The sequence below is a fragment of the Tardiphaga sp. genome, from assembly GCF_044340795.1.
Classification (GTDB): Bacteria; Pseudomonadota; Alphaproteobacteria; order Rhizobiales; family Xanthobacteraceae; genus Tardiphaga.
Map to the genome: position 1 here is coordinate 1 of NZ_JBIISY010000017.1, position 14,027 is coordinate 14,027.

At 63.8% G+C, this 14,027-nt stretch carries 14 protein-coding genes and 1 pseudogene; 11 read left to right on the forward strand and 4 right to left on the reverse strand.

The genetic code is table 11. The features are described from left to right. The 5 genes and pseudogenes from ACIQ17_RS04700 to ACIQ17_RS04720 form a co-directional block, all read left to right on the forward strand. Window positions 1–590, forward strand: a pseudogene (locus ACIQ17_RS04700) (catechol 1,2-dioxygenase); the annotation flags it as partial. A gap of 7 nt (window positions 591–597) precedes the next feature. Next, window positions 598–1,344 (forward strand): SDR family NAD(P)-dependent oxidoreductase, encoded by a 747-nt coding sequence (locus tag ACIQ17_RS04705; RefSeq protein ID WP_398465910.1) that lies wholly within the window; start codon window positions 598–600, stop codon window positions 1,342–1,344. 7 nt (window positions 1,345–1,351) lie between these two features. Further along, window positions 1,352–2,344 carry a zinc-binding alcohol dehydrogenase family protein gene (locus tag ACIQ17_RS04710; protein ID WP_398465912.1) on the forward strand — a complete coding sequence of 331 codons (993 nt, stop codon included), beginning with the start codon at window positions 1,352–1,354 and terminating at the stop codon, window positions 2,342–2,344. A gap of 4 nt (window positions 2,345–2,348) precedes the next feature. Then, window positions 2,349–2,699, forward strand: coding sequence for a cupin domain-containing protein (locus tag ACIQ17_RS04715; RefSeq protein ID WP_398465914.1), 351 nt, complete (start codon window positions 2,349–2,351; stop codon window positions 2,697–2,699). 34 nt (window positions 2,700–2,733) lie between these two features. Beyond that, on the forward strand, window positions 2,734–3,690 hold the full coding sequence (locus ACIQ17_RS04720; RefSeq protein ID WP_398465916.1) for a Bug family tripartite tricarboxylate transporter substrate binding protein: 957 nt from the start codon (window positions 2,734–2,736) through the stop codon (window positions 3,688–3,690). Window positions 3,691–3,695: 5 nt separating this feature from the next. On the opposite strand, the gene ACIQ17_RS04725 is transcribed toward ACIQ17_RS04720, so the two are convergent. Then, the gene (locus tag ACIQ17_RS04725; protein ID WP_398465918.1) at window positions 3,696–4,496 is read right to left on the reverse strand and encodes a HesA/MoeB/ThiF family protein; all 801 of its coding nucleotides are present in this window, start codon (window positions 4,494–4,496) and stop codon (window positions 3,696–3,698) included. 195 nt (window positions 4,497–4,691) lie between these two features. On the opposite strand from ACIQ17_RS04725, the gene ACIQ17_RS04730 reads away from it, so the two are divergent. Next, the gene (locus ACIQ17_RS04730) at window positions 4,692–6,044 is read left to right on the forward strand and encodes a serine protease (protein ID WP_398465921.1); all 1,353 of its coding nucleotides are present in this window, start codon (window positions 4,692–4,694) and stop codon (window positions 6,042–6,044) included. A gap of 12 nt (window positions 6,045–6,056) precedes the next feature. Here ACIQ17_RS04730 and ACIQ17_RS04735 read toward each other — a convergent pair whose 3' ends face one another. After that, complete coding sequence (locus tag ACIQ17_RS04735) at window positions 6,057–6,731, reverse strand: PilZ domain-containing protein (protein WP_398465923.1); 675 nt, start codon at window positions 6,729–6,731, stop codon at window positions 6,057–6,059. A 140-nt stretch (window positions 6,732–6,871) separates the two neighbouring features. Beyond that, entirely contained in the window at window positions 6,872–7,669 is a 798-nt protein-coding gene (locus ACIQ17_RS04740; protein WP_398465925.1) for a class I SAM-dependent methyltransferase, read from the reverse strand. Between the two features lie 173 nt (window positions 7,670–7,842). Here ACIQ17_RS04740 and ACIQ17_RS04745 point away from each other — a divergent pair, with 173 nt between their 5' ends. Beyond that, window positions 7,843–8,409 (forward strand): ADP-ribosyltransferase domain-containing protein, encoded by a 567-nt coding sequence (locus tag ACIQ17_RS04745; RefSeq protein ID WP_398465927.1) that lies wholly within the window; start codon window positions 7,843–7,845, stop codon window positions 8,407–8,409. A gap of 276 nt (window positions 8,410–8,685) precedes the next feature. Here ACIQ17_RS04745 and mutM read toward each other — a convergent pair whose 3' ends face one another. Continuing rightward, window positions 8,686–9,582 carry a bifunctional DNA-formamidopyrimidine glycosylase/DNA-(apurinic or apyrimidinic site) lyase gene (gene mutM, locus ACIQ17_RS04750; protein ID WP_398465930.1) on the reverse strand — a complete coding sequence of 299 codons (897 nt, stop codon included), beginning with the start codon at window positions 9,580–9,582 and terminating at the stop codon, window positions 8,686–8,688. A 96-nt stretch (window positions 9,583–9,678) separates the two neighbouring features. Here mutM and ubiE point away from each other — a divergent pair, with 96 nt between their 5' ends. The 4 genes from ubiE to dut are packed head-to-tail and all read left to right on the forward strand — an operon-like array spanning window position 9,679 to window position 13,957. Then, on the forward strand, window positions 9,679–10,440 hold the full coding sequence (gene ubiE, locus ACIQ17_RS04755; protein ID WP_398465992.1) for a bifunctional demethylmenaquinone methyltransferase/2-methoxy-6-polyprenyl-1,4-benzoquinol methylase UbiE: 762 nt from the start codon (window positions 9,679–9,681) through the stop codon (window positions 10,438–10,440). Continuing rightward, window positions 10,437–12,005: a 2-polyprenylphenol 6-hydroxylase gene (ubiB, locus tag ACIQ17_RS04760; RefSeq protein ID WP_398465932.1), complete on the forward strand. Its 1,569-nt coding sequence runs from the start codon at window positions 10,437–10,439 to the stop codon at window positions 12,003–12,005. Before ubiE ends, ubiB begins: the two co-directional genes overlap by 4 nt. A gap of 54 nt (window positions 12,006–12,059) precedes the next feature. Then, on the forward strand, window positions 12,060–13,502 hold the full coding sequence (gene coaBC, locus ACIQ17_RS04765; protein WP_398465934.1) for a bifunctional phosphopantothenoylcysteine decarboxylase/phosphopantothenate--cysteine ligase CoaBC: 1,443 nt from the start codon (window positions 12,060–12,062) through the stop codon (window positions 13,500–13,502). Next, window positions 13,499–13,957, forward strand: a complete 459-nt coding sequence (gene dut, locus ACIQ17_RS04770) for a dUTP diphosphatase (RefSeq protein WP_398465936.1) — start codon at window positions 13,499–13,501, stop codon at window positions 13,955–13,957. The genes coaBC and dut overlap by 4 nt, the downstream gene beginning before the upstream one ends. Window positions 13,958–14,027: the final 70 nt, after the last annotated feature.

The window sequence follows — 14,027 nt, forward strand, 5'->3', positions numbered from 1 at the left end:
TGCTCGGACCGTTCTGGCGCGCCAATGCCCCTGACATGGAGAACGGCGCGTCCATCGTCCGCTCGCCAACGCCCGGGCCACCGCTCTTTGTCGATTGCAACATCCGCGACGCCCACGGCGCGCCGATCGCAGGTGCCCGCGTCGATATCTGGCAGGCGTCGCCGACCGGCATGTATGAAAACCAGGACGACGGGCAGGCCGATATGAACCTGCGCGGCGTGTTCGAGACCGATGCGGACGGCCGCTTCAGTTTCCGCTCCGTCAAACCGGCCGGCTATCCGGTGCCAACCCACGGCCCGACCGGCGAAATGCTGGCCGCCCAGCGCCGCCATCCCTATCGGCCCGCGCATCTGCATGTCCTCGCCTACAAACCCGGCTTCAAGACGCTGATCACCCAGGTCTTCGTCGATCACGACGAGCATCTGGAGAGCGACGTCGTGTTCGGCGTAACGCGCGCGCTGATCGGCGACTTCCGCAAGGGCGATGGATCGCCACCGGCGCCCGATGTCAGCGGCGATTGGTTCAGCCTCAACTACACATTCGTGATGGAGCCCGGCGAAGCCACGCTCCCGCATCCTCCCATCAAGTGAGCGATCGATGACACAGCCACTCTCAGGCAAGATTGCTGTGATCGTCGGCGGCTCCGGCGGCATCGGCGCCGCGGCGGCACAGATGCTCGCAGCAGAGGGCGCCACCGTCGTCGTGACATGGCGCTCCGGCGAAGCCGCCGCGAATGCGCTGCTGGCGAAGCTTCCCGGCAACGGCCACATCGCCCGTCGAGCTGTCGTTGAGAACACCGCAACACTCACCGAACTCGCCAGCGACGTGCAGTACGCCTTCGGCCGTTGCGACATCTTCGTCAACACCGCCGGCTACACCAAGCCCATTCCGATCGGCGATCTTGATGCGCTCACCGACGAGTTCATCGACGACATGTTCAAGGTAAACTGGCGCGGACAGTTTGCCGCCATCCGTGCCTTCGCGCCGATGCTCAAGGCGTCCGGCGACGGACTGATCGTCAGCGTCTCCTCGATCGCCGGCCTCAGCGGCGTCGGCTCGAATCTCGCTTATGCCGCGATCAAGGCCGGCATCGACACCATGACAAAGTCGCTCGCCCGCGCGCTGGCGCCGAGCGTGCGCGTGATGTCGGTGTCCCCCGGCGTGGTCGCCACCGATTTCGTGCCCGGCCGCGATGCCGCCGCACTCGAAAAAGTGGCGCCGACCATTCCGCTCAAGCGCGTCGCCACGGCCGAGGATGTCGGCCGTGCCATCGCCGCCTGCGCCACGCATCTCACCTATTCCACCGGTTCGCTGATCGTCGTCGATGGCGGACGGGCTTTGTGAGGACATCATGACCACGGCCACCTGCCTGCGCGTCAACGCCAAGGTCGAACAGATCGAGCGCATCGCGCCGGCGATCGAGCAGCACGCGCTCAAGCGCGTGAAGGACGGTGATGCGCTCATCGAGATCAAGGCGGCGGCCGTCAATCCGTCGGATGCGAAAGCGGCAATCGGGATGATGCCCTATGCGATCTTCCCGCGGACACCCGGCCGCGATTTCGCCGGCGTCGTTATCGAAGGCCCGGACGCACTCATCGGCAAGGAAGTGTTCGGCTCCTCCGGCGATCTCGGCATCCGCCGCGACGGTACCCATGCGACACATCTGGTGGTCGAAGCCGATGCGCTGGTAGAGAAGCCTGCCAATATCAGCCTTCTCGAGGCCGGCGGCCTCGGCGTGCCCTTCGTCACCGCGCAAGAAGGTTTTCGCCGCGCCGGCATGCCGAAACCCGGCGAGACCGTTTTGATCCTCGGCCTCAACGGCAAGGTCGGCCAGGCCGCCACGCAGATTGCATCATGGCAAGGCGCCCGTGTGATCGGCGTGGTGCGAAAGGACGAGCCCTATGTCGGCCATGCCCATGACGACATCACCGTGATCGATTCCAGCCGCAGCGATGTCGCCGCCACCGTGCGCGAACTCACCGGCGGCAAGGGCGCCGATATCGTCTACAACACCGTGGGCGAGCCCTACTACGACGCCGGCACAAGATCGCTCGCGCTGCTCGGCCGCCAGATCTTCATCGCCTCGGTGAAAAAGCCGGTCGCCTTCGACATCTTCGCCTTCTATCGCGGCCGGCACACCTATGTCGGCATCGACACGCTTGCGCTATCCTCCACGGCGAGCGCCGACGTGCTGCGCGATCTCGTGCCGGGCTTCGCGTCCGGTGCGCTCAAGCCGTTCCCGATCGAAACAAACGCGATCTATCCGCTGACCCGCGCGGCCGAAGCCTATGCTGCCGTGCTCGGCTCGTCGCGCGATCGCGTCGTCTTCCAGCCCGGAGGGTGAAGCCATGCATGTCGTCCGCCTGAGCGACGCACCGCGCTACGAGGCGCCCGGCCACACCGACATGCGGATGTTCCGCCTGCAGGGCCGCGAGGCCGGGCCGAGCGATGTGATGTGGCTCGGCATGAGCCAGATCCTGCCCGGCGGCGGCATCACGCCATCCGCATCTCCGGAGGAGAAATTCTATGTGGTGCTGCACGGCGAAGTGACCTTCGAGACGCCGGACGGCACCGCCACTTTGAACTCCTGGGATTCCTGCCGCATCGCGCCGAATGAAATCCGCGCGCTGCGCAACGAGACGAACAAGCCGGCCGTGGTGCTGCTCGCAATGCCACTGCCCAACACCGCCAGAGACTGAAAGCCCGGCACTTGCGTTCACACGGAGGAAACCAATGGATCGCCGACAGTTCATGATCGGCTCCGGCCTCGCCGCGTCCGCGGCGCTGGTCGGCAGCAACGCGTCCGCACAGACCTATCCGAGCCAGATGGTGCGCATCGTGGTGCCGTTCTCGGGCGGCAGCATGACCGACATTCTCGCCCGCACGGTGGCGGAGAAGCTCGCCACCAAGTGGAAGCAGCAGGTCATCGTCGAGAACCGGCCGGGCATCGCCGGCGTCAGCAGCATCGCCAAGGGCCCCGCCGACGGGTCGCAGATCATGCTGACCTCCAACGGCCATAGCGTGGTCGGTGTGGTGAACAAGAATCTCGGTTTCGATCCGATCAAGGATTTTGCCGCCATCAGCCGCGTCGCCACTACTGCGGTGATCCTGATCGTTCCGCCCGACGCGCCGTTCAAGACGCTGGCCGAATTCATCGCCGCCGCGAAGGCCAAACCAGACGGACTCAGTTACAGCTCCGCCGGCGTCGGCAGCTCCACCGGCATCGCCGCCGAACTGTTCAAGAGCCTGACCGGCACGAAGATGGTGCTTGTGCCGCATCGGGGGCAACCGGAGTCCCAGGTCAGCGTCATGCGCGGCGACACCAGCATGGCCTTCACCTTCTTCAATGTCGGCGGTGACTTGATCCAATCCGGCAAGCTCCGCGCGCTGGCGGTTACAAGCAAGACGCGCCTGCCGCAATTGCCCGATGTGCCAACCTTCGCGGAGGCCGGATTGCCCGATTTTGCCTATGACAGCTGGTTCGGCATGCTGGCCGCAGGCGCGACGCCAAAGCCGATCGTGAGCCAGATCGCCCGCGATCTTGCCGAGGTGCTCACCGACCCCGCTCTCGTCCAGCAATATGCGGCACAGGGCGTCAGCATCACCAGTTCGACGCCCGACGCCTTCGAGGCCGAGCTGCGCAGCGACAGCGAGCGCTATGGCAAGCTCGTCGCCGCGGCGAGTGGCTGAACGCTTCAGCGATAACCGCTCAGATCCGTAATGGACGGCGCATCGCCGTTCAGCGGATTGGCGGGATCGCGCGCATAGCGCAGCGTCTCGAACCGCATCGAACGGGCGTCGATCATCAACAGGCGCCCGACCAGCCCCTCGCCAAAACCCACGATCTCGCGGATCGCTTCCAGCGCCATCATCGAGCCGATCATCCCGGCCAGCGCGCCCATCACGCCGGCCTCCTGGCAGCTCGGCACGGTGCCCGGCGGCGGCGCTTCGGGAAACAGGCAGCGATAGGTCGGATTGAGCGCGCCCTTGTCGTTGCACTCATGCGGCCGCAGCGTCGTCAGCGACGCATCGAATGTGCCGAGTGCCGCGGAGATCAGCGGCTTGCCGGCGAGATAGCAGGCATCTGAAACCAGATAGCGCGTGGCGAAATTGTCGGAGCCATCGAGCACGAGATCGTAGGCACCAATCAGCGCCATCGCATTGGCGGCCGTCAGCCGCTCGCCATGCTTGGCGAAATTCACATGCGGATTGAGCGCATAAATCTTCGCCGCCGCGCTATCCACTTTCAACGCGCCGATATCCGGCGTCGCATGAATGATCTGGCGCTGCAGATTGGACAGCGACACTTCGTCATCATCCACCACACCCAGCGTGCCGATGCCCGCCGCGGCGAGATACATCAACGCCGGCGCGCCAAGCCCGCCAGCGCCGATCACCAGCACCTTCGCCGCGCGCAGCTTGGTCTGGCCGGGGCCGCCGACCTCGCGCAACACGATGTGGCGCGCATAGCGCTCGAGTTCATCGCCGCTCAGCATTGTTTCTCCGTCCTCTCCGCCGTCATTGCGAGCGCAGCGAAGCAATCCAGTCTTTCTTCGTGTAGCCCTGCATTGCTTCGTCGCTGCGCTCCTCGCAATGACGTTTTATTCCTGAACCTCGTCGTGGCTGTCACCGACCCAGCAGATGTGCTTAATTGCCGCAAAATCAATCACAGGCTTCACACGGGACATGTCATGAGATCGATGCTGTCGGCAACCGCGATGATCATGCTGGCCTCCGCCGCTCATGCGCAGGCCCCCGCCCAGAGCACGCCCGTGAAGCCGAAACCCGTCGCCACGGTGCCGGTGCGCCCGGCCGTGCAGACGCCTGCCGACACCGCCAAGAGCATGACCCAGACCGAGCGCCTGTCGATCCAGTCCGATCTCGCCTGGACCGGGAACTATAACGGCGCGATCAATGGCGAGGTCTCCGACCGCATGGTCAACAGCATCAAGGCGTTTCAGCAGACCAACGGCGGCAAGCCGACCGGCGTGCTGAATCCGCAGGAACGCGGCCTGCTCGCCGCTGCCGCGAAGAAGCCGCGCGACACCGTCGGCTGGAAGATCGTCACGGACCTGGTGACGGGCGCGAGGCTCGGCATTCCCGGCAAACTGGTGCCGCAACAGATCTCCGATTCCGGCGGCAGCAAGTGGCAATCCTCCACCGGCACGATCCAGGTGCTGCTGACCCGCCGCAGGGAGGAGGCGCTGACATCGGCGAAACTCGCCGAAGCCGAACGCAAGCAGCCCGGCCGCAAGCTCGATTACAGCGCCGTGAAGCCGGATTTCTTCGTGCTGTCCGGCCTGCAGAGCCAGAAGAAATTCTATGTCCGCGGCCAGCTGAAGGGCGACGAGGTCCGCATCCTCACCATCCTTTACGATCAGGCCACCGAAGGCACGATGGAGCCGGTGGTGATCGCGATGTCCTCGGCCTTCGATGCCTTTCCCGCCAGCGCGCAGGCTGCAGCGCCGCCCCCGCGCAAAAAGGTCGAATATGCATCGGGCATCGTGGTGAGCGCCGATGGCGCCATCGTCACCGATCGCCCCGCCGTGGATGGCTGCCTGTCCATCACCGTGGCCGGCCACGGCAACGCCGACAAGATCGCCGAGGACAAGACGCGCGACCTCGCCTTGCTGCGCATCTATGGCGCACGCGATCTCAGGCCACTGCCGCTCGGCACGGGCGCAGCCAAGTCCGATCTCACGCTGATCGGCATTGCCGATCCGCAGAACCAGGGTGGCGGCGGTGCCGTGAGCAGCGTCAAGGCTGCCACCACGCAGGGAACGAATAATGAGACAACATTGTCGCCCTCACCCGGCATCGGCTTCGCCGGAGCCGCTGCCATCGACACCGAGGGCACTTTTGCAGGCCTCACGCAATTGAAGCCGGTCGTGATCGCCGGCCCCGCAACTGCGACGTCACAGGCCGTGCTGGCGCCCGCGGATGTCGTCCGCAACTTCGTTAAAGCGAATGGCGTTTCAACGGAGGCGGGCAAGGCCGGCGATGCCAAGGCCTCGATGCTGCGCCTGATCTGCGTGCGCAAGTGATCCTGCGATCGCTTACGCCTCTTCCATCCTGTCCATCCGTTGCTCCAGCGTCGCCATGCGCTGCATGCGAGGCGCCTGCAGCGGGCGAATGACGCGACGTTCCAGCACGTCGCGGCCCTGTTCATCGATGAATTTCACGGCAAAACCGCCATCGAGATGACGGACGACCCGGCCGACACACGCGCCGACCGCCAGCGGCGTGCCGATCTCCGGTCGCACATCCGCCGACACCGCCGCACCGGACGGCGACATGTCGATGACAAAGCAGCTCTTCATCGCTCCATCGGCAAAAGTCAGCATGGAATGCGGGCTGGCCGGCACGATACGCGCCTGCTTGCGGCCGTCCTTGATGGTCGGATCCTTCTGCTTCTTCTCCAGCCAGATGAGCTGGTCCGACATCCTTTGCCGCTGCGGGCGCGTCAGCATCAGCTCGAGCAGGAAGCTGCCCGCCACGGTGTCGCTGATCTCGCCCTCCATCCTGCCGAAATCGCCGAAATAAGTGCCGATCCGATCGCCGACCCGGCCAATCACCGGCACGTCCACGATCATCCGGAAGGGCGACACCCGGCTGGTGCGGCACGCAAAACTGCGCGGCTTGCCCTCGGGATCGAGCCAGTTCGAGAGTGTGTAATGGCCACCGACCACGACATTGACGGCGCGTTGCCTGAGGAATTTTTCGACGGACACGGGAGGCTCCTGCGGTGCCTCGCAACCATCATAGAAATGGCCGCCAGGCGAGCATTTGCGCGCGCCGTGGTTATCTCCGGTATTTATACACCAGTTCAAGTTGAGACAATTTTGCAGGCGATTTGACGAATGGACCGGTATCAGCCCGGCATCCGCCCTTTGATGGCATTGGCAAAGGCGTCGTAACTTACTGCCCCGCCAGGTTGCTCCGTCAGATGCGCCCGCACGCGTTCCTGCAACTCGGCCAGCACATCCGGCGCCATCGCGGCCACCGCCGGCTTCACCGTGGAGCCGGAGGTGGAAGCCGCCCAGAAGTCTTCAAAGCTCTCGAAGCGGCGCGCCACGTCGATCCGGCGCGTCTCGATATCCACGAGCCCGGCGCCCTGCCACAGCGCGACCAGGTTCTCTGTCCGGGACGCATCGGGATGGGGTGGCGGCTGCGGCACAAAGCCCATGGCCCGCAGCTCGCGCATCACGGGTTCGAGTGGAAAGCCGCCGCCGTCCATATCCCACGCATAGGCAGCGACCAGACCGCCGGGCTTCACCACCCGCGCCATCTCGGGAACGCCGCGTGACGGCTCCGGCACGAAGAAGATCACCAGCGCCATGACCGCCGCATCGAAGGCGTCATCGCCAAACGGCAGCGCCATCGCATCGCCCTGATGATAGGTGGCGATCTGCGTGCCCGGCCGCTTGCGCGCATAAGCGAGCTGGCCGTCGGACGGATCGACGCCATCCACCGCCCGCGGTGCACAGCGCTGCACGATCAGCTCCGTGAACGCACCATTGCCGCAGCCGACATCGACCCAGGCGAGATCCTGCTTCGGCGCAAGCCAGTCGAGAAACACCTCGCCGGCAAGCCTGCTCCACACGCCCATCATGCGCTCATAGGCAGCACCGTCATTGAAGCGGACGGAGGGATTGGAAGCATCGGTCATGGGCTCATTCCTGGGCAGCAAGCAGTGCGGATCGCTCGACGTGGAGAGGCAAGGGATACCTTGAACGCTTTTAATCGCGCATCTAACATTGGTGCGAATACGCGACGATCCTGCCACCTCAAACTGGTGTGGTCCAAGTGCACGGAGTTGAATTTCTCCAGGTACTCGAGAGATTGATCGGAGCGACAGAAGCAACCCGCTGCGCGCGAAAGATTTGCCTCGTCGAACAGCTGGACGAGATATTTCTTGGCCGAATAGTCAATTTTGAGGCTGTGGCCTTCTACGTCTATGCCACCGCCAATGGGTGGCACAGCGCCATCAATGCCGAGCTTTGGACTGGCCGACCGAGCAGCGATGTCGCGGCCTTTGCCGAAGTCCTGAACACGGCTTTAGACAAGATACCTCCCATCGGCCGGGCGGCGGCCACCGTGTATCGCGGCTACCTCACGGATGATCTGAGCTTCTTTGACGCCAGCTATGCAATCGACGGAGTCGTCAGCTTCCCAGGCTTCACAAGCGCATCATTCTCTCAGACTGGTGCTTTCGGCGGAAACGTCTTGTTTATCATTCGGGCGTCTAGTGCGAGGGCAATCTGGTGGCTGTCGCCCAACTTCCATGAAGAAGAAGCTCTTCTGCCGACCGACTGCCACTTTCGCGTCGTAGATAAGCAGACCGAGACTATTGGCAGCGGCCCATCGCGGCTTGTCATCGTCCTTCAGGAAATCACGCAGAGAGCTTGAGATGGCGGATCAGCGAAAGAACGGCACTCAGGAAGCCAAGAGCCTGGAGAATAGCATCTCTTCCGGGCGGATTACTGCGACCGAAGCCGAAACGATCAGATCATTCTTCGCCAGTAAGCCGGCCGTCCAATGGCCGGCAACCGAGATGCAGAAGCGGATGCAAAGCTCTGGCGGCTAGACGCCGGCCTCTGCCGTCATTGCGAGCGAAGCGAAGCAATCCAGTTTTCTTTGAGGCTCTGGATTGCTTCGTCGCTACGCTCCTCGCAATGACGGCTATCACTTTTGACACTTCGGGCACCAGAAGGTCGATCGCCCGCTCTGCACGAAGCGCTTCACGATTCCCGAGCAGCCATCGGTTTTGCAGGGTTCGCCCTCGCGGTCATAGACCTGAAACGAATGCTGGAAATAGCCGAGTTCGCCCGAGGTCTGGCGATGGTCGCGCAGTGATGAGCCGCCGGCTTTGATGGCTAGATTCAGCACGTCGTGAATGGCATCGACCAGATGCACGGCGCGCTCGGTCGGCTCGCCCTTCTTGGTCGACAGCGTCGCGGCGAGGCGACGCGGCGACAGATGCGAGCGGAACAGGGCTTCGCAGACATAGATATTGCCGAGACCGGCGACCACGGTCTGATCGAGCAGCGCCGCTTTCAAACTCGTCTTCTTGTTGCGGCAGGCCGCCGCCAGCATCGCGGCATCGAATTCGTTGCCGAGCGGCTCCGGACCGATATCCTTGATGAACGGCTCCTGCTCCGCCTCGCTGCGCGCAAAGATCTTCATGAAGCCGAAGCGGCGGGGATCGTTGTAGATCACCGCAACCTCTTGACCTTGCGTCCCCGACGACATGTGGAACACCACATGGTCATGCGCGCGTTCGTCGCTGCGCGGATGATGGAATGCGCCGGGCATCTCATTGGTCCCGTCGGACACGACGCGGAACGAGCCGGACATGCCGAGATGCATCAGCAGGACGTCGCCGGAATCGAGGTCCGCGAGCAGATATTTGGCCCGACGCCCAAGGCTGGTGATTAGCCGCCCCTGCAACCGCTGCGCAAAATCCGGCTGGAACGGAAACCGCAGGTCGCCACGGCGGAGCTCCAGACGATCGATCCGGGCGCCTTCCATGGCCGGCTGCAGGCCGCGTCGGACAGTTTCGACTTCGGGGAGCTCGGGCATGAGATGGGTCATTCACCTTGAGGGGCTGACGTGATAGCCCCTTTGCCGCCGGCAGGCTATGGTCCGCCGCAATCGAGGTTTTTTGAGATGAGCAGCATGGATCAGCCGGGCGAAACCACGCATTTCGGCTATCGGGACGTTCCCGTCGGCGACAAGCAGACGCTGGTGAACGAGGTGTTCCACAGCGTGGCCCAGCGCTACGACCTGATGAACGACCTGATGTCCGGCGGCATGCATCGCGTCTGGAAGGACGTGATGATCAACACGCTGAACCCGCCGCGCTCGGACGCGCCCTTTGCGTTGCTCGACGTGGCCGGCGGCACCGGCGACATCTCGTTCCGCGCGGCGAAGGCCTCGGGCCTCGGCTTCGCCGCCACCGTCTGCGACATCAATACGGGCATGCTGGAAGTCGGCCGCGAGCGCGCCATCAAGCAGCATCTCGAACATCAGGTGTCCTTCATCGAAGGCAATGCCGAGGAGCTGCCTTTCGAGGACAAGAGCTTTGACGCCTATACGATCGCCTTCGGCATCCGCAATGTGCCGCGCATCGACCGCGCACTGAAGGAAGCGTATCGCGTGCTGAAGCCCGGCAGCCGCTTCCTCTGCCTCGAATTCTCGACCGTCGACGTGCCTGGTCTCGACAAGATCTATGACCTGTTCTCGTTCAAGGTGATCCCGCCCATGGGCAAGGCGGTGACCGGCGATTCCGAGTCCTATCAGTATCTCGTCGAATCGATCCGCAGGTTTCCGAAGCCGAATGCGTTCGCCGACATGATCCGCGACGCCGGCTTTAACAGGGTAAAATACGAAGTGCTCTCCGGCGGCATCGTCGCGCTGCATTCGGGCTGGCGTTTGTGATCTCTGCTCTTTCGCATATCACGCGGCTGGCCCGCGCCGGCATCGTTTTCGCGCGCGAGGGCGTGTTCGGCGCGGTCGACCCCGCACTGATCCCGCCGCCGGCGCTGCTGGCGGTGAAGATCGCGCGGCTGATCGAGCGCAAGAATGCGCAGACCGGGCCAAAACTCTCACGCGCACTGACGCGTTTGGGGCCAGCTTATCTGAAACTCGGCCAGTTTCTCGCGACACGCCCCGACGTCGTCGGCGTCGCGATGGCGCGCGATCTCGAGAATCTGCAGGACCGCCTGCCACCGTTCTCGCTGACCGAAGCCGAGCACGTCGTCGCCGCGTCGCTGGAACGGCCGATGTCGCAGCTCTATGCGAGCTTCTCGCCACCGGTGGCGGCTGCATCCATCGCACAGGTGCACCGCGCGGAGATCGTGAAGGACGGCATCCGCAAGACCGTCGCCGTGAAAGTGCTGCGTCCAAACGTGTCCGCGCAATTCCGCCGCGACCTCGGTGATTTCTTCTTCGTCGCGCGCAATGCCGAAGAGCATTCGGCCGAAGCACGTCGCCTCCGGCTGATCGAGATCATCACCGTGATGTCGCGTTCGGTCGCGATGGAGATGGACCTGCGGCTCGAGGCCGCCGCGCTCTCCGAAATGGCAGAGAACACGAAGGACGATCCTGATTTTCGCGTCCCCGAGGTCGATTGGGATCGGACCTCGCACAATGTGCTGACGATGGAGTGGATCGACGGCATCGCGCTGAACGATCATGCGCGGCTCGCTGCCGCGGATATCGATCTGCCCGATCTCGGCCGCAAGGTGATCCAGAGTTTTCTCCGCCACGCTTTGCGTGACGGCTTCTTCCATGCCGACATGCATCCGGGAAATCTGTTTCTCGGCAGTGACGGGCGACTCGTCGCCGTCGATTTCGGCATCATGGGCCGGCTCGGCTTGAAGGAACGTCGCTTCCTCGCGGAAATCCTGCTCGGCTTCATCACCCGCAATTATCGCCGCGTGGCCGAAGTGCATTTCGAGGCTGGCTATGTGCCCGGCCATCACTCGGTGGAGAACTTCGCGCAGGCGATCCGGGCGATCGGCGAGCCGATTCATAATCGGACCGCCGAAGAAATCTCCATGGCCAAGTTGTTGACTTTGCTGCTGGAAGTCACCGGCCTGTTCGACATGCAGACGCGGCCGGAATTGATTTTGCTGCAGAAAACCATGGTCGTGGTCGAGGGCGTCGCGCGCACTTTCGATCCGAAACTGGACATCTGGAAGGTCGCCGATCCCGTGGTGCGCGAATGGATCGAGCGCAATCTGGGGCCGCTGGGCAAGATTCAGGGCGCATTGGCCGGCGCCGGGGAACTCGGCAAGGCCGCGTCCGGCCTGCCGATGCTGGCGACGCGGGCGATGACGGTGCTGGAACAGCTCGAGACCATGACCCGGAACGGTGTCCGGCTCGACGACGAAACCATTGCCGCCATTGGCAGAATCCGCGCCAGGCAGACCCGTTGGCGGACCATCGGGATTTGGGTGATTGCGCTGACCTTCATCGGAATTCTGCTCACCGTCCGCTGATTGCATCGCTAGCACTTTGTGCTAGCATTGCCGTCAAAGTAGTGCGGGGCGGCCATGGCCAATCTCTCCATTCGTAATCTCGACGACGCGGTCCGGGACGAAATCCGGCTGCGGGCGGCCCGGAATGGGCGGTCCGTGGAGGACGAAGTCCGGGTCATTCTGCGGGAGGCGTCGCAAGGCGGCCACCGTGAGGCCACTGGTTTGCCGCAAGACCCGTCGCCCAGATCGCCCGTTTCACGCGAAATCTTGCGGCAACACGGAGGCAATCCGCCAAAAGTCACACTGATCATCGGCGGCGGCATCGCGGCCTATAAAGCGCTCGACCTGATCCGCCGGATGAAGGAGCGCGGCATCCATGTCCGCGTCGTCCTGACCCAGGGCGCGCAGAAATTCGTCACCGCCCTGGCCGCAAGCGCACTTTCCAACGAGCGCGCCTATACCGACCTGTTCGATCCACAGAGCGAATTCGATGCCGGGCATATCCGCCTCGCGCGCGAATGCGATCTGATCGTCGTCGCGCCCGCCACCGCCGACCTGATGGCCAAGATGGCGAACGGGCACGCGGATGATCTGGCGTCTGCAATTCTCCTGGCATCGAACAAGCCGATCCTGATCGCGCCGGCGATGAATCCGCTGATGTGGGGCAACCCCGCGACGAAGCGCAATGTCGCGCAGTTGCAGCGTGATGGCATCCGCGTGATCGGGCCGAATGCCGGCGAGATGGCGGAGCGCAACGAAGCGGGTGTCGGCCGCATGGCGGAGCCGACCGAAATTGCCGAGGCGGCGAATGCGTTGCTGCGGCCAACCATTCCGCAGCCGCTGAAAGGCAAGCGCATCCTCATCACCGCGGGGCCGACGCATGAGCCGATCGATCCGGTGCGCTACATCGCCAATCGCTCGTCGGGCAAGCAGGGCTATGCGATTGCCGATGCGGCGCGCGCTGCAGGCGCTGACGTGATTCTGGTTTCAGGCCCGGTCGAACTCGATGAACCGCGCGGCGTGGACGTCAAGCATGTGGAATCGGCGCGCGACATGCTGAGCGCGGTGGAAGCGGCACTCCCGGTCGATATCGCGATCTTCGCGGCGGCTGTCGCCGACTGGCGCGTCGTCAGCGAAGGTGCACAGAAGATCAAGAAGCAAGCGGGCGAGGCGATGCCGCCGCTGCAGCTCACCGAAAATCCCGACATCCTCGCGACGATTTCGAAACGCGAATCGAATCGTCCGCCGCTGGTGATCGGTTTCGCCGCCGAGACCGAGCATCTGATCGAGAACGCCACGGCCAAGATCAAGCGCAAGGGCTGCGACTGGATCGTGGCCAATGACGTCTCCCCCGCCACCGGCATCATGGGCGGCGACAGCAACACCGTGAATCTCCTGACGCGCGACAGGGACTCCGGCGAGATCGCCGTTGATTCATGGGCGCCGATGAGCAAGGAGGACGTAGCGGTGACGCTTGTCGCGCGCATCGCTTCTGCCACCGCGAAAGAGATACCATGAGCAGCACCGTGAAAGTCGAAGTCCAGCAGTTGCCCCATGGCGAGAGACTGCCGCTGCCGGCCTACCAGACCGCCCATGCCGCGGGGATGGACCTGCTCGCGGCGGTAGCGGATTCCGCACCAGTTGTTCTGGAGCCAGGCAAGATTGCGATGGTGCCGACCGCGCTGAGCATCGCGTTGCCGCCAGGCCACGAGGCGCAGGTGCGCCCGCGTTCCGGGCTGGCGGCGAAGCATGGCATCACGGTGCTGAATTCGCCTGGCACGATCGACGCGGATTATCGCGGCGAGATCGCGGTGCTGCTGATCAATCACGGCAGCGCAGCTTTCACGATCAAGCGCGGAGAGAGAATCGCGCAGATGGTGATTGCGCCTGTGAGTCAGGCGGAACTCGTTGTCGTGACGGCGCTCGGCAAGACGGAGCGCGGCAGCGGCGGGTTTGGATCGACGGGGCGGTAAGGCGCGGAGCTGTAGGATGGGTAGAGCGAAGCGAAACCCATCGGTCGAACGATGCGGGAGACTCCGCCGA